Origin of the sequence: Janibacter sp. DB-40 (assembly GCF_029510815.1) — a bacterium.
In the GTDB taxonomy this organism is placed as follows: domain Bacteria; phylum Actinomycetota; class Actinomycetes; order Actinomycetales; family Dermatophilaceae; genus Janibacter.
Window position 1 is genome coordinate 1173378 of record NZ_CP120360.1, and the last position, 21512, is coordinate 1194889.

Genomic DNA, 21512 nt, shown 5'->3' on the forward strand with positions numbered 1-21512 from the left:
GTGGCCGCGGGGGCGTGAGGGCGGGCAAGTACTCTGACCGGTGACCCTCAACCCCGGGAGACACAGCACTGATGAGCGAGACGCCGTACCGCTACACCGCCGAGATGGCCGGTCGGATCGAGGTCGACTGGCAGGACCGGTGGCAGGAGCAGGGGACCTTCCGCGCGCCCAACCCCGCCGGCCCGTGGGCCGAGCCCGAGCGCGTGGCCTCCTACGACGGGCACATGCTCGTCCTCGACATGTTCCCCTACCCCTCGGGAGCCGGCCTGCACGTCGGCCACCCGCTGGGCTACATCGCCACCGACGTCTACTCGCGCTTCCAGCGGATGCTCGGCAAGAACGTGCTGCACTGCCTGGGCTACGACGCCTTCGGCCTGCCCGCGGAGCAGTTCGCCGTGCAGACCGGCCAGCACCCGCGCAAGACCACCGAGGACAACATGGTGGTGATGAAGCGGCAGCTGCGCCGCCTGGGCCTGGGGCACGACGACCGGCGCGCCTTCGCCACGATCGACCCCGACTACTACCGGTGGACGCAGTGGATCTTCCTGCAGATCCACAACGCTTGGTACGACCCGGACGCGGTGCGCCCGGACGGCGGCACCGGCCGCGCCCGGCCCATCGCCGAGCTGATCGAGTCCTTCGCCTCCGGTGAGCGCCCCCTGCCGAAGGGGGTGACCCGCCCGTGGGCGCAGCTGTCCACCAAGGAGCGGGCGGACGTCCTCGATGAGTACCGCCTCGCCTACACCAGCCATGCCCCGGTGAACTGGGCCCCCGGCCTGGGGACCGTGCTGGCCAACGAGGAGGTCACCGCCGACGGGCGCTCCGAGCGCGGCAACTACCCGGTCTTCAAGGCCAACCTGCGCCAGTGGGTCATGCGCATCACCTCCTACGCCGACCGCCTCGCCGACGACCTCGACCGGGTCGACTGGCCGGAGAAGGTCAAGGCCATGCAGCGCAACTGGATCGGCCGCAGCGAGGGCGCCGCCGTCACCTTCCCCGCGACCGGCGCGGACGGGACCGAGCACGGCATCGAGGTCTTCACCACGCGCCCGGACACGCTCTTCGGCGCGACCTTCATGGTGCTCGCCCCGGAGCACCCGCTCGTCGACGCACTCGTGCCCGAGGGCGGCTGGCCCGAGGGGACCGACGAGCGCTGGACCGGGGGGGCGGACACCCCCTTCGCCGCCGTGAGCGCCTACCGCGACGCGGCCGGGCGCAAGACCGAGGTCGAGCGCCAGATCGACACCAAGGACAAGACCGGAGTCTTCACCGGCGGCTGGGCGACCAACCCGGTCACGGGGGATAAGGTCCCGGTCTTCGTCGCCGACTACGTCCTCATGGGCTACGGCACCGGCGCCATCATGGCGGTGCCCTCCGGCGACCAGCGCGACTTCGAGTACGCGACCGCCTTCGGGCTGCCGATCGTGCACACCGTGCAGGCCCCGGAGGGCCACGAGGGCGCATGGACCGGTGACGGCACGATCATCAACTCCACCGCCGAAGGCATCTCCCTGGACGGGTTGACCGTCGCCGAGGGCAAGGCGAAGATCACCGCCTGGCTCGAGGAGACCGGCCTGGGCGCGGGCGCGGTCAACTACAAGCTGCGCGACTGGCTCTTCTCCCGGCAGCGCTACTGGGGCGAGCCCTTCCCGATCGTCTTCGACGAGGACGGCGTCGCGCACAGCCTGCCCGAGTCGATGCTGCCGGTCGAGCTGCCCGAGGTCGAGCACTACAGCCCGCGCACCTTCGAGCCGGACGACGCGAGCAGCGAGCCCGAGCCGCCGCTGGGCCGCGCGACCGAGTGGGTCGAGGTCGAGCTCGACCTCGGCGACGGGCCGAAGAAGTACCGCCGCGAGACCAACACGATGCCCAACTGGGCCGGCTCGTGCTGGTACTACCTGCGCTACCTCGACCCGGCCAACGACGAGGCCTTCGTCGACCCGGGCAACGAGGCCTACTGGGTCGGGCCGCGTCCCGAGCCGGTGGCCGGCGCGCCCGCCGGCACCCGCGACCCGGGGGGCGTCGACCTGTACATCGGCGGTGTCGAGCACGCCGTGCTGCACCTGCTCTACGCCCGCTTCTGGCACAAGGTCCTCTACGACCTCGGCCACGTCACGAGCGAGGAGCCCTTCCGCAAGTACTTCTCGCAGGGCTACATCCAGGCCCACGCCTACCGCGACGGCCGTGGCCAGCCCGTGCCGGCCTCCGAGGTCGAGGAGCACGCGGGTGTGGACGGCGAGACGACCTACTCCTGGCAGGGCCAGCCGGTCACCCAGGAGTACGGCAAGATCGGCAAGTCGCTGAAGAACGCCGTCAGCCCGGACGAGATGTACGAGCAGTTCGGCGCCGACACCTTCCGCGTGTACGAGATGTCGCTCGGCCCGCTGGAGCAGTCCAAGCCGTGGGAGACCCGCGCGGTCGTCGGCAGCCAGCGCTTCCTGCAGCGCCTGTGGCGCAACGTCGTCGACGAGGAGACCGGCGAGGTGCACGTCACCGACGACGCGCTCGACGCCGACACCGAGCGCCTGCTCCACCAGGTGATCTCCGCCGTGCGCGAGGACTACGACGGTCTGGGCTTCAACACCGCCATCGCGCGCCTGATCGAGCTGAACAACGCGCTGACCAAGCTGGACTCCGTGCCCCGCGCGGGCATCGAGCCGCTCGTGCTCATGGTCGCCCCCGTGGCGCCGCACCTCGCGGAGGAGCTGTGGTCGCGCCTCGGGCACGAGGAGTCGCTGGCCCACGCGCCCTTCCCGGTCGCTGACGAGTCGAAGATGGTCGAGTCGAGCGTCACCTGCGTCATCCAGATCAAGGGCAAGGTCCGGGACCGGGTCGAGGTGCCCGCAGATATCAGCGAGGCCGACCTCGAGGCGCTCGCCCTCGACCGCGACAAGGTGCGGGCGGCGACCGAGGCGGGCGTGCGCAAGGTCATCGTCCGCGCGCCCAAGCTGGTCAACGTCGTCCCGGTCTGACCCTCCTCCGTACCGGCTCCTACTGCGCGCGCGGCCTGAGCCGTGCGTTCGGCAGCGCCGGAGCAGGAAGGGGGGCGGGCTGGTTCGGCGGGAAGGTGCCGAACTGCGGGTACCGGACGCCGTCGCCGTAGGTCCCGGACTCGGCGGCCGAGACGGCGGCGGGGAACTGCTCGGCGCCGATCTCGGTCTGCCAGGCCTCGCGGTGGGCGACGATCTCGTCGTGGCTACGGCCGACGAAGTTCCACCACATGACGATCTGCTCGCCGAAGGGCCGCCCGCCCACGAGGATCGCGCGGACCGGCTCGTCCCCGGCCTCCAGACGGATCGTGCCGGGGCCGCCCTCGGGCAGGTGGGCGAGCTCGGTCGGGGCGACGGGCTGCCGGTGTCCATCGACGACGAGGGTCAGCTCGCCGGAGTCGACGAGGACGCCGTGCTCGAAGTCGGTGTCCACCTCGAGATCGACGCTCTCACCGGCCCGGACGTCGATCTGGGCTGCGAGGGCCTCCACCCGCGTGCGCACGGGTGAGGTGATCCCGGCGCAGGTGCCGAGATAGGTCATGACCGCGCCGCCGGGGACCTCGGCCCGCTCGGCGACGTGGTGCTGTGACCCGGGCGCCGAGTGACGTACCGCGTCCGGCAGCGCGTACCAGAGCTGCACCCCGTGGAGCGTCGTGGTGTCGGCGGAGGAGAACTCCGAGTGCGAGACCCCGGTGCCCGCGATCATCAGGTTGACCTCGGCGGGGCGCACGACGTTGGCGAAGTCCGTGGAGTCGATGTGCTCGATGCGCCCCTCGAAGAGCAGCGTCACCGTGGCCAGGCCGGTGTGCGGGTGCCGCGGCACCGACATCCCGCCGCTGCTGGCGACGTCGTCGGGCCCGAAGTGGTCGACGAAGCACCACGGGCCGATGAGGCTGCGCCTGCGCTGGGGCAGGGTGCGCCGCACCTTCATCGCCCGCGGGCCACCGAGGGGGACCTCACGGGCGGTGATGATCTCGACGGCATCGGCGCACGTGACGTGCTCGCCCTCGTACTCGACCGGGTCGATCTCGGTGTTGCTCATGGCTCTCCTCGCCGCCTGACGGGGTGTTCGGAGAGGATGGAGACGCGGTTGTAGGCGTTCATGGTCACGGCGGCCCACTCCACGGCGGTGAAGGCCTCGTCGCCGAGGGTGTCGTGCGCGGAGCGCAGCCGCGCCCGTCGCACCTCGACGTCGGGGAGGGAGGTGGTCACCTCGGCGATCTCGAGCACGGCGCACTCGACGACGTCGAAGAGGGTGGACTCTCGCCACGCGGGCAGCTGCGCGATGCGCTGGCTCGTCGCGCCCGCCTCCTGGGCCTTCCGGGTGTGCAGGTCCAGGCAGAACGAGCAGCCGTTGAGCTGGGAGATGCGCACGTTCATCAGCTCGAGCGTCTGGCGGTCCAGCCCGGCGGCCTCCGCGGTGGCCGAGACCGTCATCGCGAGGGAGTTCAGCGCCTTCCAGGCGTCGGGGTCGGATCGGTCCAGGAAGGGCAGACGGTCACGGGAGGACATGCCCGCAGGCTAGCCCGGACCGCTGATCGGGTCGCTCCTCGATATCCTCACCTCGTGAACATCGCCGTCGTCACCGACTCCACCGCGTCGCTGACCGAGGACCTCCGCAGCCGGCACGGGATCACCGTCGTGCCCCTGCACGTGGTCGTCGACGGTGTCGACCGCGCCGAGGGAGAGGGCGCGGACACCGGGTGGGTCGTGGAGGCGCTGCGCGCCAAGGCGGACCTCAACACCTCCCGGCCGACCCCGGCGGCCTTCCTGCAGGCGTACCAGCAGGCGGCGAAGGGGGGAGCCGACGCGATCATCTCGGTGCACCTGAGCGGTCACCTGTCGGGCACGGCGGACTCCGCTCGCTCCGCCGCACCCGAGTCCCCGGTGCCGGTGCACGTCGTCGACTCGCAGCTGATCGGGATGGCCCTGGGGTTCGCCGCGATCGGTGCCGCGCGGGACGCCCGGGCCGGGTACGACGTCGACGACGTCCTCGAGCGCCTGGAGCGCCGTTGCGCGGCCTCGTCGATCCGGCTGGTCGTGCACAGCCTCGAGCGGCTGCGTCGGGGTGGCCGCATCGGCGGCGCGGCGGCGCTGCTGGGCTCGGCCCTGGCGATGAAGCCGCTCCTGCACGTCGTCGACGGCGAGGTCCAGCCGCTGGAGCGGGTGCGCACGGCCGGCAAGGCGATCGCCCGACTGCAGGCGCTGACGGAGGCCGACTGCGACGCACTGCCCGACTGGGCCGACGGCGCCGACGTCGCCGTGCACCACATCGACGCGGGGGAGAGGGCCGAGCTGCTGGCTGCGAACCTGGCGCAGCACGTCGACGGTGACGTCGACCTGGCGACCCTCAGCGCCGTCGTCGCCGCGCACGTCGGCCTCGGCACCGTCGGTGTCGCCGTGAGCCCGCGCCCCCGCGACTGACTTCTCGGTGGTTGAGGTGCGAAAGCCGCCTGCGGCTTGAGCCTCGAAACCACCACCGCTCCACAACCACCCACGGCTGACCGGCCGATCCACAGCGCAACGCGACACCGACCCCGCACACCCCGTGCCTCCCTAGCGTCACGGGCATGAGCCCACGTGCCAGCGAGCCCTCCGCCCGGGTCGCCGAGATCCTCGACCACGACCGTGACCCCGCGGTGCTCGAGCTGCCCTCGACCGTGGCGACCGGTCGCTACTCGGTCAGTCGCCAGGCCGTCATCGGCATCGCCCTCGTCGTGGCGGTCGCGGTTGCGGTGCTCGGTGGCCGCTACCTCATGGCGCGCCAGGACGCTGCTCCCCAACCTGTCGCGGCCGTGTCCGACGAGGGGACCGCAGCGCCTTCGCCGGACAGGAGGCTGACGGCGAGGGCAGTGGCGCCGGAGCAGGCGGATCGGCCCCGACGCCGGGCGCCGAGCCGGACGGGGCAGCCGGCTCGGCCGCCGCCGCACCATCTGCGGCACCCGACGTCACCGTCCACGTCGTCGGTGAGGTCGAGAGCCCGGGGATCGTCTCGCTGCCGGGGGCTCGCGCGTCGCGGACGCGTTGGAGGACGCGGGCGGCGAGACCTCCAAGGCCGACCTGACCGGGGTCAACCTCGCCCGCGAGCTCGTCGACGGTGAGCAGGTCGTCGTGCCGAAGCCGGGGGAGACTCCCGTCGCGGCCGCGCCTCCGACCGTGCCGGGCAGCCCCGCAGGGCCGGCCTCGCCGGACGCCCCGGTCAACCTCAACACCGCCGACCTGGCCACGCTCGAGACGCTGCCGGGTGTCGGTCCGGTCCTGGCGCAGCGGATCATGGACTGGCGCCTGGAGCACGGGCAGTTCGTCGCCGTCGAGGAGCTCGGCGAGGTCAGCGGCATCGGCGACAAGACCTACGAGCAGCTCGCCCCCAAGGTCACCGTGTGACGTCGCCGCAGCCGGTCCTCGACCTGCGGCTGCTCCTGCCGTGCCTCACCGCGTGGGCGATCGGGGCGTGGGCACTGTCCTGGTCGGGTGCCCAGCGCGCCACCGGGGCCGCCGTCGCCCTCGCCGTGCTGGCCGCGCTCGTGGCCGCGGGCGTGCGCTACCGCGGTCGGCACGCCCGGGCGTCGTGGCGTCGGGACGGTCCCGGCGTGCTCGCGCTGACCCTCGTCGCGACCGTGCTGGTCCTGGGCACCTCGGCCGCGCACGAGTGGCGCCGACAGCTCGGCCCGGTGGGCGAGCTCGCCGAGCGTGGTGCGATGGTCCGGGCCGAGGGCGTGGTCCTCACCGAGCCGAGGGTGCGCGCCGGTCGTCCCTCGGGTGACGAAGGGGCGACCCCCACAGCAGGCCTTCCTCCGGGTCCGTCTCGAGAGCGTCGACTCGCGCGGGGCCAGGACCCGGGTCCACGCGCCGGTCTTCGTCCGGGGCGATGCGGCGTGGGCCGAGGTCGGCTGGCACGACCGGATCGAGCTGACCGGCAAGCTCTCGCCGGCCGAAGCCGCGGCCCCTGAGGTCGCGCTGCTGAGCCCCGCGGCCCGCCCGAGCCGGTGGGGGAGCGCTCCGCCGTCCGGGCGGGCGCCGAGCACCTGCGCGGCGGGATGCGCGCGGCGGTCGAGCCGCTGCCGACCGATGCCCGCGCCCTGCTGCCCGCCCTGGTCATCGGCGACACCTCGATGACACCGCAGGAGCTGACCGACGACATGCTCGTCACCGGCATGAGCCACCTGTCAGCGGTCAGCGGCTCCAATGTCGCGGTCGTCCTCGCGGCGCTCGTCGGAGCCTGCCGGCTGGGTGGCGTCCCGCGGCGTTGGCGACCCTGGGCGGCCGGGGCCGGCCTGGCGTTCTTCGTCGTCCTCGCGCGCCCGGAGCCCAGCGTCATCCGGGCGGCGACGATGGGGGCGATCGGCCTGATCGGGATGAGCACCTCCCGTCGCGGGGCCGGCACACCGGTGCTCTGCACGGCGGTGCTCGTGCTGCTCGCGATCGACCCGTGGCTCGCCCGCTCCTACGGTTTCGTGCTGTCCACGCAGGCGACGCTCGGGCTGCTGCTCTTCGTGCGGCCCTGGTCGGCGGCGATCAACGCGCACCTGCCCCGGCAGCTGCACCTCATCGGACCGGCGGTCGCGATCCCGCTGGCCGCTCAGCTGGTGTGCGGCCCGGTCATCGTCCTGCTCCAGGGCAATGTCAGCCTCATCGCCGTCGTGGCCAACCTCGTCGCCGCGCCCTTCGTCGCCCCGGCCACCGTCCTGGGCGTCACCGCTGCCCTCGTCGCGGTCGTGAGCACCACGGTGGCGACGCTCGTGGGGTGGCTGGGGACCCCCTTCGCCCTGGTCATCGCGTGGACCGCCCGGGTGGCCGCGGACGTGCCCGGCGGGGCCCTGCCGTGGCCGGACGGTGCGCCGGGGGCCCTGCTGCTCGCGGCCGTGACCGCGGTGGGCATCCTCAGCGGGCCGTGGGTGCTGCACCGGGCCCGGGCCAGTCCGCTCGTGGCGCTCGGGGTCCTCGTCGTCCTCACGACCGGGTTGGTCCCCTCCCGCAGCCTCGGGTGGCCGCCGGCGGGGTGGCGACTCGTGGCCTGCGACGTCGGGCAGGGGGACGGGCTGGTCCTCGCCTCGGGCCCCCGTCGGGCGGTGCTCGTCGACGTCGGCCCGGAGGACGGGGACGTCGACGGCTGCCTGGACCGGCTCGGGGTGCGCTCGCTCGATGCGGTGGTGCTCACGCACTTCCACGAGGACCACGTGGCCGGTCTCGAGGACGCGGTGGACGGGCGGGCGGTCGGGACGCTGCTCGTCACTCCCGAGGCCGATCCCGAGTGGGCGGCCCGGCAGGTCCGGGAGGTCGCCGCGGAGCACGACGTGCCGGTGCGCACGGTCGTGGCAGGCGACCGCTTCGAGCTCGGTGGGGTCACCGCGACGGCGTGGTGGCCGGCCCGTCCGGTCTCCGGGGGTTCTGAGGCCAACAACGCGAGCATCGTGCTCCACGTGCGCAGCGGGGAGGTGGACGCCCTGCTCCTCGGGGACATCGAGCGTGAGGCCGGGCACGCCCTGCTGCTGGCGCTGCGCCGGGACCCGGCGATGGCCGCGGCCGCGGAGGGGCTCGAGGTACTGAAGATGCCGCACCACGGGTCGAGCAACCTCGACGAGGGCTTCATGGACGAGGTTGCCGCTCCGGTGGCGATCATCAGCGTCGGCGCCGACAACGACTACGGCCACCCCACGCCCTCGGCCCTCGACTGGGCCACGGGCCACGCTTCCCGGACCCTGCGCACCGACCTGCACGGTGACATCGCGGTCCTCGACGGGCCCACGGTCGTCACCGAGCGGCCCGGGTGAGGTCGCCCGGCAGGGTCCGCCGACTCAGACGGAGGCGGGCGTGGCCGTCGCGGCGGACGCGACGAGCGCCTCCAGCGTGGCGGCGACGGCCGGCACCTTGAGCAGGTCCTCGGTCGTGACCGCGTGGATCCGGCGGTGGCTCGTCGGGTCGAGCGGACGGATGACGACGTCCGGGTTGGAGGTCGCCGCACGGATCAGGTCGGGGATGAGCGCGACACCGAGACCGGCGGCGACGAACCCCTGGACCGCGACGTAGTCCTCGGTCTCGAAGGCGACCTTGGGCGCGAACCCCGCGTTGTTGGCGATCTGGAGCAGGTGCCCACGGCAGCGGGCGCACCCGGCGATCCAGTCCTCGTCGGTCAGGTCGGTCATCGCGATGACCTCCTGCCCGGCGAGGGGGTGGTCGCGGGGGAGGGCGACGCGCACCTCCTCCTCGAGCAGGGGGTGGACGGCGAAGCCCTCGAGGTCCTCCCCACGGGCGATGTCGCTGCCGTCGTAGGAGAAGGCGACCGCGAGGTCGACCTCACCGGAGCGCAGCGCGGCGATCGACTCGGGTGGTTCGGCCTCGGCGAACTGCACCGACAGGTCCGGGTACTGCTTGCGCACGGCGGCGAGCGCGCGGGGGACGAGCGTGACCGACGAGGAGGGGAAGGCCATGAGGCGCACCCGGCCGGAGCGCAGCCCGGCGATCGCGGCGACCTCCTCCTCGGCCGCGTCGAGCGCGGCGAGGACGGGTGCGGCGTGACGGGCCAGGACGCTGCCGGCCTCGGTCAGGCGCACGGAGCGACCGACCTTCTCGACGAGCACGGTGCCGGTGCGCTGCTCGAGCCGCTTGACCATCTGGGAGACGGCCGGTTGCGAGTAGCCGAGGGCGAGGGCAGCGGCGGTGAAGCTGCCCTCCTCGGCGATGGCGCGCATCACGCGCAGCCCTGCGGCGTCGATCATGCCGCCATGCTAAGCCGTGGGTGGTGGATCAGAGGTGCGGGTAGGTCGCATACTGAGCGGGTGATCGAGGACATCGCCCGCGTGCTGTCGGCGGGACCGGCGCTGGTGCTCACGGGAGCCGGCATGTCCACCGACTCCGGCATCCCCGACTACCGCGGCCCGGACGGCCAGCGGAAGGTCACGCCCATGCACCTCTCGGAGTTCGTCGCCAGCAGCGAGGCGCGGCGACGGTACTGGGCGCGCAGCTTCGTCGGCTGGCGCCGCTTCCACGCGGCCCGGCCCAACGCCGCGCACCATGCCGTCACCCGCCTGCAGGAGCTCGGAGCGGTGGGCCCGCTGATCACGCAGAACGTCGATGGCCTGCACCAGGCCGCCGGCACCCGCGAGGTCGTCGAGCTGCACGGCAACCTCGTCGACGTCGTCTGCCTCACCTGCGACGCGCGGGTCGCCCGTCCCGTCCTCGACGAGCGGATGGCCGCGGAGAACCCCGACTTCGACGTCGACAGCGACGAGATCCGACCGGACGGCGACGTGCGGCTCGACGCCGTGGACGTCGAGCGGTTCCGGGTACCGATCTGCACCTCGTGCGGACAGGACACGCTCAAGCCGGACGTCGTCTTCTTCGGGGGAGCGGTGGACAAGCCGAAGGTCCAGCACTGCTTCGACCTGACCGACCAGGCGCCGAGCCTGCTTGTGCTCGGCAGCTCGCTGCAGGTGATGTCCGGCCTGCGCTTCGTGCGCCGGGCGGCCAAGCGTGGGATCCCGGTCGCGCTGATCACCCGGGGGCCGAGCCGGGGCGACGACCTCGTCGACCACCGCGTCGACGGGGAGCTGGCCGACTCCCTTCGCTCCCTGACGCAGTCGTTGGACCGGGTGGCCGCGAGCGCCTGAGCCGGGTCAGCGCAGCGCGGCCCTGACGACCTCGGGGTCGGGGTTGGTGTGCACCTCGTCGCCGATGCGCACGGTCGGGACGGTCTCGTTGCCGCCGTTGACCGAGCGGACGAAGGCGGCCGCGTCGTCGTCCGCCCAGATGCTGACCCAGGTGGCCTTGTCCTTGTCCTTGCCCAAGGCGCCGCGCAGGCGCAGGCAGAACACGCACCCGGGCCGCCAGTAGATGACGACGGGGAACTCGCTGCGCCTCGCCTCGACCTTGGCGTGACCCGGCCCCCCGCGGCCGTTGAGCGGGGAGAGCCACCACGCGAAGACGAGGACGACGACGAACAGCACGAGGTCGGACCCGTCGCCACTGCGCACCCCTTGGGCCGCGAGCACGATGCCCGCGACGAGAAGGGCGAGTGCGGATCCCCATCTGCGCATGGGGCGATTGTGCCTCAGAGGCTGCGCAGGACCGCCGTCACCTTGCCCAGCACCGTCGCGTGGTCGCCGTCGATCGGCTCGAAGGCCGGGTTGTGGGGGAGCAGCCAGACGTGGCCGTCCTTGCGCTTGAAGGTCTTGACCGTCGCCTCGTTGTCGAGCATCGCCGCGACGATGTCGCCGTTGTCGGCATCGGGCTGCTGACGCACGACGACCCAGTCGCCGTCGCAGATGGCCGCGTCGACCATCGAGTCGCCGACGACCTTGAGCAGGAAGAGGGAGCCCTCGCCGACGACCTGCTTGGGCAGCGGGAAGACGTCGTCGACGAGCTCCTCGGCGGTGATCGGCACGCCGGCGGCGATCTCACCCAGGACCGGCACGTAGCTGGCCTCGGGCCGCTCGTCGCCGGAGCCGGTGAGGTCGACGTCCTCGTCCTGCGCGGTGGCGCCACCGCGCATGCCGCCGAAGTCGGCGGTGTCGGCGATGACCGCCTCGGCGTCCGCATCGGGGGAGATGACCTCGATCGCGCGGGGGCGGTTGGGGTCGCGGCGCAGGTAGCCCTTGCGCTCGAGGGAGGAGAGCTGGTGGGCGACCGAGCTGGGGCTGGTCAGGCCGACGAGCTGCCCGATCTCTCGCAGGCTCGGCGGGTAGCCGCGGGTCGCGACGGCGGTGCGGATGACCTCGAGCACCTTGCGCTGCCGGGCCGTGAGGCCGTCACCGGAGTCCCGCTCCGGGAGGTGGCGCACGGTGCCGTCGTCGCCGCCGGAGTCCGTGCTTATGTCCTTGCCGCTGCCCTTGCTCATCTCGACCCTTCCGTCCGGTGTCACCAGCGTTGTCGGTGGTCGCTGGTCAACTTCTCGGTAGTGGAGACAGTAGGACGATCGAACAGGTATTTCAAACATGTGTTCGAGCGTGTTGTTGATCTTCTTCGAACATCCGTGCTAGACATCGTACAGACGTTCTATCGAACACCGGTTCGATAGGACACGCCACGAGGAGGACCAGATGACCGCACTCACCGTCACCCACGGCGCGCCGGTCGGTGCGCCCGCAGTCCGACCGACCCGCACCCGCCACCTGCACTCCGTCCCCACGGGCGACGCGGTCGGCACCCCGACGAAGGGGGCGGTGCGGCTGACCCGCCGCGGTCGCCTCACGATGACCCTCACCACGGTGGCCCTCGCCTCGGTCGCCGGCGCGGGGATGGCCTTCGGTGGCCCTTCCGCCTCGCCGCAGGAGGTCACCGTCGAGTCGGGGCAGACCCTGACCTCGATCGCCGCGGTTGAGATGACCGGCGTCCCCACCGACGATGCGATCGCCCAGATCCGTCAGGCCAACGACCTGGCCACGAGCCACGTGCACGCGGGGCAGACCCTGGTCATCCCCACCCCCTGAGAACCTCCCGGGCCCATCGACCCAGCCCGGGCCGGCAGTCGGCCACCTCCGCATCCCGGAGGTGGCCGACGTGCGTGTCAGGGGTGCTCGAGGTGCCGACGGGGGTCGGTCGAGGCGCCGCGCTCGAGTGTGTCGGCGAGCTGATCCCCGGCATTCCGGCCCTGTGTGCAGGTCGGTGACCGCTCACCGACGGCGCCACGCCGGGGACTTGCATCCGTTGTGTGACAGGGGTCTAATGGTCACTACATCTAGTGGTTACACAGATGTCATTCGTCCACATCTAGTACACAGGATGAGTTCGGTTCTCCACAGGATTCGGGGAATCGTCCCCATCCCGTCCACCGTTTCATCCACAGGCACACCCCTACGAACCGAGAGGAGTCGGGCCATGCACTGTCCCTTCTGCCGGCACACCGACTCCCGGGTCATCGACAGCCGGACCACCGACGACGGCAGCGCGATCCGCCGCCGCCGCCAGTGCCCGGAGTGCTCCCGGCGCTTCACCACGCTGGAGAGCGCGAGCCTGTCGGTGACCAAGCGGTCGGGTGCTGCCGAGCCGTTCAGCCGGGCCAAGGTGCTCGCCGGTGTCCGCAAGGCCTGTCAGGGCCGCCCGGTCACCGAGGACCAGCTCGCCCTCCTCGCCCAGCGCGTGGAGGAGAGCATCCGCTCGCAGGGCAGCGCCGAGATCGACGCCCACGAGGTGGGCATGGCGATCCTGCCGCCCCTGCGGGACCTGGACGAGGTCGCGTACCTGCGCTATGCGTCCGTCTACCAGTCCTTCGAGTCGCTCGAGGACTTCGAGGCGGCCATCAGCGCCCTGCGCCGCGAGCACGCGACCGCCACCGAGGGCGCCACCACATAGACCCCCGGGTACCGATACGCGAATGGGCTGTCGGTGCCCGGTGCAACCGTAAGAACCGTACACACGGATCGAGGAGAGAAGAGCATGACCGAGACCGCCGGCAAGTCCAGCGCACGTCGCGGCTCCCGCACGACCAAGGGGCTGACGATCGAGCGCATCCACACCACCGAGGGCGTGCACCCGTACGACGAGGTGACGTGGGAGAAGCGTGACGTCGTCCAGCAGAACTGGAAGACCGGCGCGACGATCTTCGAGCAGCGCGGGGTCGAGTTCCCCGACTTCTGGTCGCTGAACGCCTCGACGATCGTGACGACGAAGTACTTCCGCGGCGCCCTGGGCACCCCGGAGCGCGAGACCGGTCTGAAGCAGCTCATCGACCGCGTCGTGCTCACCTACGTCAAGGCCGGCAAGGACAACGGCTACTTCGCCACCGACACCGACGCCGAGATCTTCGAGCACGAGCTGACGTACGCCCTGCTCCACCAGATCTTCAGCTTCAACTCCCCGGTGTGGTTCAACGTCGGCACGCAGAGCCCGCAGCAGGTCAGCGCCTGCTTCATCCTCTCCGTCGACGACTCGATGGACTCGATCCTCAACTGGTACAAGGAGGAGGGCTTCATCTTCAAGGGCGGCTCCGGCGCCGGCCTGAACCTCTCCCGCATCCGCTCCTCCAAGGAGCTGCTCTCCTCCGGCGGCACCGCCTCCGGCCCGGTCTCCTTCATGCGTGGTGCCGACGCCTCCGCCGGCACGATCAAGTCCGGTGGCGCGACCCGTCGCGCGGCGAAGATGGTCGTGCTGGACGTCGACCACCCGGACATCGAGGAGTTCGTCGAGACCAAGGCCCGCGAGGAGCACAAGATCCGTGCGCTGCGTGACGCCGGCTTCGACATGGACCTCGGCGGCTCGGACATCACCTCCGTGCAGTACCAGAACGCGAACAACTCGGTGCGCGTCAACGACGAGTTCATGCGTGCGGTCGAGGACGGGACCGAGTTCGGTCTGAAGTCGCGCACCGACGGCTCGGTCATCGAGAGCGTCGACGCCCGCGAGCTCATGGGCAAGATCGCCCAGGCCGCGTGGGAGTGCGCCGACCCGGGCATCCAGTACGACGACACGATCAACGACTGGCACACCAATCCCGAGTCGGGTCGGATCACCGCGTCGAACCCCTGCAGCGAGTACATGTCCCTGGACAACTCCTCCTGCAACCTCGCCTCGCTGAACCTGCTGAAGTTCCTCGGCGACGACGACACCTTCGACGCCGAGCGCTTCCAGAAGGTCGCCGAGCTGGTCATCACCGCGATGGACATCTCGATCTGCTTCGCGGACTTCCCGACCGACCCGATCGGTGACACCACGCGCGACTACCGCCAGCTGGGCATCGGCTACGCCAACCTCGGCGCGCTGCTCATGGCGACCGGTCACGGCTACGACTCCGACGGCGGTCGTGCCCTCGCGGCCTCGATCACCTCGCTGCTCACCGGTGCCTCCTACAAGCGCTCCGCGGAGCTGGCCGGCATCGTCGGCCCGTACAACGGCTACGCCCGCAACGCCGACGCGCACAAGCGCGTCATGCGTAAGCACCAGGCGGCCAACGACGAGATCCGCACGCTGCACTCGATGGACCGCTCGGTCCACCAGGCCGCCACCAAGGCCTGGGACGCGGTCGTCAAGGTCGGCGAGAAGAACGGCTACCGCAACGCCCAGGCGTCGGTGCTCGCTCCCACCGGGACCATCGGCTTCATGATGGACTGCGACACCACCGGCATCGAGCCGGACTTCTCGCTGGTGAAGTTCAAGAAGCTCGTCGGCGGCGGCTCCATGCAGATCGTCAACCTGACGATCCCGCGTGCGCTGAAGCTGCTCGGCTACACCGAGGAGACGTCCGAGGCGATCGTCGAGTACATCGCCGACAAGGGGCACGTCATCGACGCCCCGGGTCTGAAGCCGGAGCACTACGAGGTCTTCGACACCGCCATGGGTGAGCGTGCCATCGCGCCGATGGGCCACGTGCGGATGATGGCTGCGGTGCAGCCCTTCCTCTCCGGTGCGATCTCCAAGACGGTCAACCTGCCGGAGAGCGCCACGGTCGAGGAGATCGCCGACGTCTACTCCGAGGGCTGGAAGCTCGGCCTGAAGGCGCTGGCGGTCTACCGCGACAACTGCAAGGTCGGTCAGCCGCTGTCCGACGGTGGGTCCACGGCGAAGGGGGCCAAGGCCGACGCCGAGGCCGCTGCGGCGGAGTCGGCGAAGGTCGTCGAGTACCGCCCGCTGCGTCGTCGCCTGCCGAAGCGTCGCACCTCGCAGACCACGAGCTTCGCCGTCGGTGGGGCCGAGGGGTACCTGACCGCCGGCACGTACGAGGACGGCGAGCTGGGCGAGATCTTCCTGAAGTTCGGCAAGCAGGGCTCGACCCTGGCCGGTCTGATGGACGCCTTCTCCATCGCGATCTCGATCGCGCTGCAGCACGGCGTGCCGCTGGAGACCTACGTCGAGAAGTTCACCAACCTGCGCTTTGAGCCGGCCGGCATGACGGACGACCCGGACGTGCGGATGGCGCAGTCGATCATGGACTACGTCTTCCGTCGCCTCGCGCTGGACTACCTGGACTTCGACACCCGGTCCTTCATGGGCATCCACACCGCCGACGAGCGGTCGCGCCAGCTGGAGACCGGGTCGTACGCCCCGTCGTCCTCCGAGGACGACAGCTACGACGACGAGTCCTACAGCCAGACCGTGGCCACCACGGAGGCCCGGCCGGCCGCCAAGGAGGAGTCGACCGACACCTCCGGTACCGGCAGTGCTTCCGCACGCGAGGCCGACGCCACGATCCACTCCTCGGCCGAGCTCATGGAGAAGCTCCAGGGCAAGGCCTCGGACGCACCGATGTGCATGACCTGCGGGACCAAGATGCGCCCCGCCGGCTCCTGCTACGTCTGCGAGGGTTGCGGCTCGACCAGCGGTTGCAGCTGATCCGCTGAATAGACGTCGGGCCCCGGCTCTAGCAAGCCGGGGCCCGACAGCAGGAGATGAGCTCCTGTCCCTTTCCGGGGGTTGCCAGGATCACTCATCCCTGCTCGTCACACAAGTACGAGCGAGGAAGGAGGTGGGATCCATGGCCTACAAGAGTGCTAAGTCTGGACGCTTCATCACGAAGAAGCATGCCAAGTCCAGCCCCAACACCACGTACAAGCTCGGCAACTCCAGGAAGAAGAAGGGCAAGTAGGCCTTCTGATCGGCCGGTCTCGATGGATATTCATCGAGGCCGGCCGATTCTTTGATTTGGGCGCCGGTGGGCGGTCTTGCTCATGAAGTCCTACGAAGCAGCGGCCGCGGAGATGTAGATGCTTTGGGGGAGAAGGTTGTGAAGTCGCCAGGTGAAGGCGATCGGACGTTCTCCCTTGTGGCTCACATAGGAAGCTGGGCCGAGGAAGACGTATGGTGCGCCGCCGCCGAAGTCGTTGACCTTGCTATCGCGGGCGAACAGCAAGATGTGCGTCCCCTTGGCTTCATGATGGATGTATCGCTGGCCCGTCGCGGACCGGACTGTGGTGCTGGACTGCGACTCCCAGTGGAAGAGCTCTGGACTGATCGCGTAGTCCCGGTACATCGTCGTAGGCGAGTAATCAGCCTCGGACTTCTTAAGCGTGATGAAGAAGGCGTCGGAGTCGATCTCGGGCGAGTACAGGACGCCCTCGCGGAAGCTGTTCGGTGCACGACCACCGAGTGAGGCGTACCGAAGGGCGGCGACGGCTTCCTCACGCGTGTAGCGAGCATGTACATGCAGCGGCAGGGTGCCGAGGTCGCCGACGAGAGGCCGCGTGACGTGAGTGGCATGGTCCAGTCCCAGCTCGATGACCTGGCGAAGGTCGTCGCGAACATTGAGCTCATCCCGTAGAGCACGCAGTCCGGCGTCATAGGTCGTGAAGCCTCCACCGCCTGTCCACAGTGAGAAGAAGAGCATTCTGCCGAACTCCCGCATGCGTGGGCTGGCCGTGCCGTACGCAGGCGCGTCGTCATTGAGCCACGTGAGGTATGCCTGCGCTCGCTCGGGGTCATCCACGTGCGAGAACGCCCGGACACGCTTCAACAGCAGCTGTTCCTGGGGTCCCTCCTGTGCCGTCGGCAGGTCGGCATCGCGCCGTAGGCGAGTCCACGACCGATCCGACCTGACTACGTCCGCAAGGTCGACGCCGGTCTCGTCGAGATAGGTCGCAAGACTGTCGGTGGGGTGGTTCCGCAGCTCGGTCGCGAGGACCTTCCACCGAGTCGTCAGTTGGCCCTTCAGGTTTTCCAGCACCACGTCCTGGGTCTGCTCGTCGAGGACGATCTGACAGCCGGAGGGCAAGAACGGAAAGCCTCTGTCGACCTGGTCGGCTAGAGCCTTCCGGGTGGTACCAGTCAGGGCTCGGAATCGGTCGGCGAATCGGAAGGACTTGTTCTGATGGCCTACGAAGTCCAGAGCTGTGAGCACCGCCTTGTCGTCCGCTCTGCGAAGTCCACGCCCCAGCTGCTGCAGGAAGATGGTCGCTGATTCAGTCGGCCGGAGGAAGAGGACGGTGTCGACGGAGGGAAGGTCGACCCCTTCGTTGAACATGTCAACCGTGAAGACGACAGCGACGCGACCCGCACGCAGGTCCGATAGAGCCTGGGTGCGATCGGCACTACCGGGATGACTCGTCACGGCAACCGCGGGAACGCCAGCGTCGGTGAACACTCTTGACATGTATTCCGCGTGCGCGACCGATACGCAGAACCCGAGCGCCTTCATCTTGCGGGGAGACGTGATCTTGTCGCGGATCGCCTGCAGGATCAGGGCAGCGCGAGCGTCGTTGCCGGTGTAGACCTTCTCCAGCTCGTCCGTGTCGTACGCACCGCGCTTCCAGGTGAGCGCGCTGAGATCGGTCCCGTCTGAGATGCCGAAGTAGTGGAAGGGGGACAGGAGCTCCGAGGCCAGGGCATCCCACAGACGCAGTTCTGCAGCAATACGACCATCGAAGAATGTCTGGGCGACATCGGTGCCATCGGCCCGCTCTGGTGTGGCCGTCAATCCCAGCAGCTCGGACGGTTCGAGGTGCTTGAGGATGTTGCGGTAGGTCCGAGCCTGCGCGTGGTGGAACTCGTCGATAACGACCACCTCGAAGTGGTCGGCCGGGATGTTGGTTACGCCGTAGGAATTGAGCGATTGCACCGACGCGAAGACGTGCTCCCACCGTTCGGGACGAGTCCCGCCGACGTAGAGCTCGCCGAAGTCCTGATTGCGCAGCACCTCGCGGTACGTCCGAAGACTTTGGGTCAGGATCTCCTGACGGTGGGCGACGAAGAGAAGCCGTGGCAGGCGCCCCTCGCGCTGGTATAGACGTCGATAGTCCAAAGCGGCCAACACCGTTTTTCCCGTCCCAGTGGCGGCAACGACAAGATTGCGATGACGGTCGTGAACGACGCGTTCGACGTCGAGGGACTCAAGCATCTCGGCCTGGTACGGGAAGGGCTGCACGTCGAGGCCGGAGATCGAGATCGTGACTCGGTCCGGTTTCGTGCCGCCCCCTGACGCTAGAAGCAGAGCGTCATCGAGCCGGTCTCGGTCGCGGTTCGGGTCGTAATCCTCGAAGGAGCTGTCGTTCCAATAGGTCTCAAACGTTGCCTCGAACTTGTGCATGAGTGCAGGGGTCGCAATGGCAGAGAGACGGACATTCCACTCGACACCATCGAGAAGCGCGGCCCGCGAGAGGTTGGAGGAGCCGACGTAGGCCGTGTTGAAGCCCGTGCGTCGGTTGAACAGCCATGCCTTCGCGTGGAGGCGAGTGCGGAGCGAGTCGTACTGGATCTTCACCTGGGCGCCGAACTCGTTCACAAGACGGTCTAGCGCCTGACGTTCAGTTGCTCCCATGTAGGTGGTGGTGATGACGCGCAGGGGGATCCCGCGGTCACGCAGTCGGCGCAGCTGCGGTTCGAGCAGGCGCAAGCCGTACCACTTCACGAAGGCGATGAGCAGGTCGACGGAGTCGGCAGTCTCCAGCTCGGCCCGCAGCTCTGAGCCCAGACTTGGTTCACCGATCGAGTTCGTCAGGAGCGCAGCATCGGACAGGGGAGTGGATGGACGGTCTGGTGCGATGTACTCCACGCCGGGCCCGGCCGGACGGTGAAGGAAATGGAGCTGACGGCTACCGGACCCGAGCAAGTCGGTCTCATTCCCCAGCTGAGTCAGGATCCGATTGACGAGGTCACGTCTGTGTGCCGGGTCCTTCTCATCCCGCAGCGCTCGTTCAACAGCATTGCGCACATGACGTGCCAGAACGTGCGGTTCATCCCCGCTGTCGACGTCATAGATCAGGCGAGTGTCGTCGGGGCGCTCATCGAGCAACTTCTCAAGCCGGGCCGTCAGCAGCGACTCGTACATGCCCTCGGGGAGCGCGTCATTGAAGGTCACGGGGGGAGCTTGCCAGGGGGCAGGGACATCCCGCCGTCGAGACCGTGTTTCGTTATACGTACGTCGCTTGAATCAACTGGACCGCGGGAATGTCGGCAGGCGCCCAGTCGAGTTGCGACAGCTCGACCGGCGCCACCCACCTAACCTCCAGATGCTCAGTGAGCTCAGGCATACCTGTGAGGAGTTGGCCGTAGAAGGTCGTGAGGGTGACCAGCGCGAAGTCGTACTCATGGTGCGTCGTCGTGAGTCGGTCACCGACCGAAATATGACACCTCAACTCCTCCATGATCTCGCGCTCGAGTGCCTCGGCTGGCGTTTCGTCGGTCTCGACCTTCCCGCCAGGAAACTCCCACATTCCGGCCAGGGGTCCGGTTGCTCGTTGGGCGCAGAGGATCCGGTGATCGGACACGATGACTGCACCGACCACGTCGATGGACTTCTTCATTGATCCCTTCCGGACATGCGCTGCAGGAGAGCTTAAGGCGTCCTCGTCCACTACTTGGTAGCCGCCTCAACGGTGCTGGTCTCCGAGCCTGGCAACGGCCAGTGCAACTACTCCACCCACAGCAGAACCGATCGCCTCTAAGGTAAGGCCGTATCAACTGCGTGCCGGGGAGAGGACCATGCGGATGGAGACAACTGGAGCGCGCGAGGCGACAGACAAGCGGATGCGTTTGCGCTATGCCGGAGTGTGCCGGCTTTGCGGCACGGATCTGGCCGCTCGTGCGGACGCGATCTATGAGAAGGCCACGAGAACCGTTCGTTGCGTGGACTGCAGCCCGTCTGTCCCCACAGTTGGTGGGGACGCCCAGCCTGACAGCACTGTCCCTGGCCCCGCCACGGCCCCGAAACAAACTCCGGCAGACGCACCTCCAACTGGAGCGGGTTCGTCCGCTCGTCGCGAGTATGAGCGGCGCAAGGCCAAGGACGAGGAGCGACTGCGTCAGAAGTGGGGTCGGCTGGGTGGTGTCGCCGTCGCTCTTTCAGATGAGCGGCAGAGCACGAAGGCCTGGGCAACGGGCGCCGTTGGCGAAGAGCGACTCGGCGCCCGGCTTGATGGCTGCGTGTCTGCCTCACTTGCGGTTCTTCATGACCGTCTCATCCCGGGCAGTCGGGCCAACATCGACCACCTCGCCATCACCCCTGGCGGGATCTGGATCATCGATGCCAAGTGCTACAAGGGTCGCCCGCGAATCGAGATCGAAGGGGGCATCCTCCGGCCTCGTGTCGACAAGCTCATCGTCGGTCGTCGCAACTGCACCAAGCTCGTCGACGGGGTTCAGAAGCAGGTGTCTATCGTTCGCGAGATCGCTGGCGAAGCACCAGTTGTTGGAGCGTTGTGTTTTGTGGGCGCCGACTGGCCGCTCATCGGTGGATCGTTCACCACGCGTGGAGTTCATGTGCTCTGGCCGAAATTGCTGACAAAGATGCTCTGCAAGGAGGGGCCAGTTCTCTTGGATGTTGCAGAGACCGAGGCAACTCTCGCGTCAAGCTTGTTGCCTGCGTGAGTCACGGGGTCAAGGCTCCGCACATTAGTTCGCCGCGGGGATGTCCCTAGGGGCCAGGAGTAGCTTCGCGCAGGATGTGGATGAGTTCTGCAGCTCGATCGCGATCGAGCTCAATCGTCTGGCTGGCTTTGCCGAGAAGCTTCCGTTCATCTGAACCGTAGGTCTCGAGCTGAACAGCCAGGGTCCCATCCGGCATGTCCACAGTTCGGTATCCGCAACTGGACGTCGTCGTGGTCCTCGATGCCTCGCCGGAAGTCTTGGCTTCAAAATCGCGCACATGCACCATGGCCAATGTGT

18 protein-coding genes are annotated in these 21512 nt (G+C 69.2%); 10 read left to right on the plus strand and 8 right to left on the minus strand.

The genetic code is table 11. The annotated features are described in order from the left end of the window. The first annotated feature begins 71 nt into the window (after positions 1–71). Positions 72–2972, plus strand: coding sequence for a leucine--tRNA ligase (gene leuS, locus PVE36_RS05605; RefSeq protein ID WP_277455121.1), 2901 nt, complete (start codon positions 72–74; stop codon positions 2970–2972). A 19-nt stretch (positions 2973–2991) separates the two neighbouring features. Here leuS and PVE36_RS05610 read toward each other — a convergent pair whose 3' ends face one another. Continuing rightward, a complete protein-coding gene (locus tag PVE36_RS05610) occupies positions 2992–4032 on the minus strand; it encodes a pirin family protein (protein WP_277455122.1) in 1041 nt (346 codons plus the stop codon). After that, positions 4029–4502, minus strand: coding sequence for a carboxymuconolactone decarboxylase family protein (locus PVE36_RS05615; RefSeq protein WP_277455123.1), 474 nt, complete (start codon positions 4500–4502; stop codon positions 4029–4031). Before PVE36_RS05615 ends, PVE36_RS05610 begins: the two co-directional genes overlap by 4 nt. A gap of 54 nt (positions 4503–4556) precedes the next feature. On the opposite strand from PVE36_RS05615, the gene PVE36_RS05620 reads away from it, so the two are divergent. The 4 genes from PVE36_RS05620 (at position 4557) to PVE36_RS05635 (ending at position 8761) form a co-directional block, all read left to right on the plus strand. Continuing rightward, positions 4557–5414, plus strand: a complete 858-nt coding sequence (locus PVE36_RS05620) for a DegV family protein (protein WP_277455124.1) — start codon at positions 4557–4559, stop codon at positions 5412–5414. 600 nt (positions 5415–6014) lie between these two features. After that, the gene (locus tag PVE36_RS05625; RefSeq protein ID WP_277455125.1) at positions 6015–6374 is read left to right on the plus strand and encodes a helix-hairpin-helix domain-containing protein; all 360 of its coding nucleotides are present in this window, start codon (positions 6015–6017) and stop codon (positions 6372–6374) included. Further along, complete coding sequence (locus tag PVE36_RS05630) at positions 6371–6940, plus strand: hypothetical protein (protein ID WP_277455126.1); 570 nt, start codon at positions 6371–6373, stop codon at positions 6938–6940. The genes PVE36_RS05625 and PVE36_RS05630 overlap by 4 nt, the downstream gene beginning before the upstream one ends. Before the next feature lie 36 nt (positions 6941–6976). Continuing rightward, positions 6977–8761, plus strand: a complete 1785-nt coding sequence (locus tag PVE36_RS05635) for a ComEC/Rec2 family competence protein (RefSeq protein ID WP_277455128.1) — start codon at positions 6977–6979, stop codon at positions 8759–8761. 24 nt (positions 8762–8785) lie between these two features. Here the strand turns inward: PVE36_RS05635 and PVE36_RS05640 are convergent, their stop codons facing one another. Continuing rightward, on the minus strand, positions 8786–9706 hold the full coding sequence (locus tag PVE36_RS05640) for a LysR family transcriptional regulator (protein WP_277455129.1): 921 nt from the start codon (positions 9704–9706) through the stop codon (positions 8786–8788). Positions 9707–9766: 60 nt separating this feature from the next. Here PVE36_RS05640 and PVE36_RS05645 point away from each other — a divergent pair, with 60 nt between their 5' ends. Further along, positions 9767–10597 carry an NAD-dependent protein deacetylase gene (locus PVE36_RS05645; RefSeq protein ID WP_277455130.1) on the plus strand — a complete coding sequence of 277 codons (831 nt, stop codon included), beginning with the start codon at positions 9767–9769 and terminating at the stop codon, positions 10595–10597. A gap of 6 nt (positions 10598–10603) precedes the next feature. Here the strand turns inward: PVE36_RS05645 and PVE36_RS05650 are convergent, their stop codons facing one another. Both PVE36_RS05650 and lexA read right to left on the minus strand, forming a co-directional pair. Continuing rightward, positions 10604–11023 carry a glutaredoxin domain-containing protein gene (locus tag PVE36_RS05650; RefSeq protein WP_277455132.1) on the minus strand — a complete coding sequence of 140 codons (420 nt, stop codon included), beginning with the start codon at positions 11021–11023 and terminating at the stop codon, positions 10604–10606. Positions 11024–11037: 14 nt separating this feature from the next. Beyond that, positions 11038–11823, minus strand: a complete 786-nt coding sequence (lexA, locus tag PVE36_RS05655) for a transcriptional repressor LexA (protein WP_277455134.1) — start codon at positions 11821–11823, stop codon at positions 11038–11040. Positions 11824–12025: 202 nt separating this feature from the next. Between lexA and PVE36_RS05660 the strand changes: the two genes are divergently transcribed. The 3 genes from PVE36_RS05660 to PVE36_RS05670 all read left to right on the plus strand — a co-directional run bounded on the left by PVE36_RS05660 (position 12026) and on the right by PVE36_RS05670 (position 16250). After that, positions 12026–12415 carry a LysM peptidoglycan-binding domain-containing protein gene (locus PVE36_RS05660; protein ID WP_277455136.1) on the plus strand — a complete coding sequence of 130 codons (390 nt, stop codon included), beginning with the start codon at positions 12026–12028 and terminating at the stop codon, positions 12413–12415. A gap of 388 nt (positions 12416–12803) precedes the next feature. After that, positions 12804–13277: a transcriptional regulator NrdR gene (gene nrdR, locus PVE36_RS05665; protein ID WP_277455137.1), complete on the plus strand. Its 474-nt coding sequence runs from the start codon at positions 12804–12806 to the stop codon at positions 13275–13277. An 84-nt stretch (positions 13278–13361) separates the two neighbouring features. Further along, the gene (locus PVE36_RS05670; protein ID WP_277455139.1) at positions 13362–16250 is read left to right on the plus strand and encodes a vitamin B12-dependent ribonucleotide reductase; all 2889 of its coding nucleotides are present in this window, start codon (positions 13362–13364) and stop codon (positions 16248–16250) included. A gap of 343 nt (positions 16251–16593) precedes the next feature. Here PVE36_RS05670 and PVE36_RS05675 read toward each other — a convergent pair whose 3' ends face one another. Both PVE36_RS05675 and PVE36_RS05680 read right to left on the minus strand, forming a co-directional pair. Next, on the minus strand, positions 16594–19677 hold the full coding sequence (locus PVE36_RS05675; RefSeq protein ID WP_277455770.1) for a DEAD/DEAH box helicase: 3084 nt from the start codon (positions 19675–19677) through the stop codon (positions 16594–16596). 82 nt (positions 19678–19759) lie between these two features. After that, complete coding sequence (locus PVE36_RS05680) at positions 19760–20152, minus strand: (deoxy)nucleoside triphosphate pyrophosphohydrolase (protein WP_277455142.1); 393 nt, start codon at positions 20150–20152, stop codon at positions 19760–19762. A 178-nt stretch (positions 20153–20330) separates the two neighbouring features. Here PVE36_RS05680 and PVE36_RS05685 point away from each other — a divergent pair, with 178 nt between their 5' ends. Further along, a complete protein-coding gene (locus PVE36_RS05685; RefSeq protein ID WP_277455144.1) occupies positions 20331–21215 on the plus strand; it encodes a nuclease-related domain-containing protein in 885 nt (294 codons plus the stop codon). 46 nt (positions 21216–21261) lie between these two features. On the opposite strand, the gene PVE36_RS05690 is transcribed toward PVE36_RS05685, so the two are convergent. Beyond that, on the minus strand, positions 21262–21501 hold the full coding sequence (locus tag PVE36_RS05690; RefSeq protein ID WP_277455145.1) for a hypothetical protein: 240 nt from the start codon (positions 21499–21501) through the stop codon (positions 21262–21264). Positions 21502–21512 lie beyond the last annotated feature (11 nt).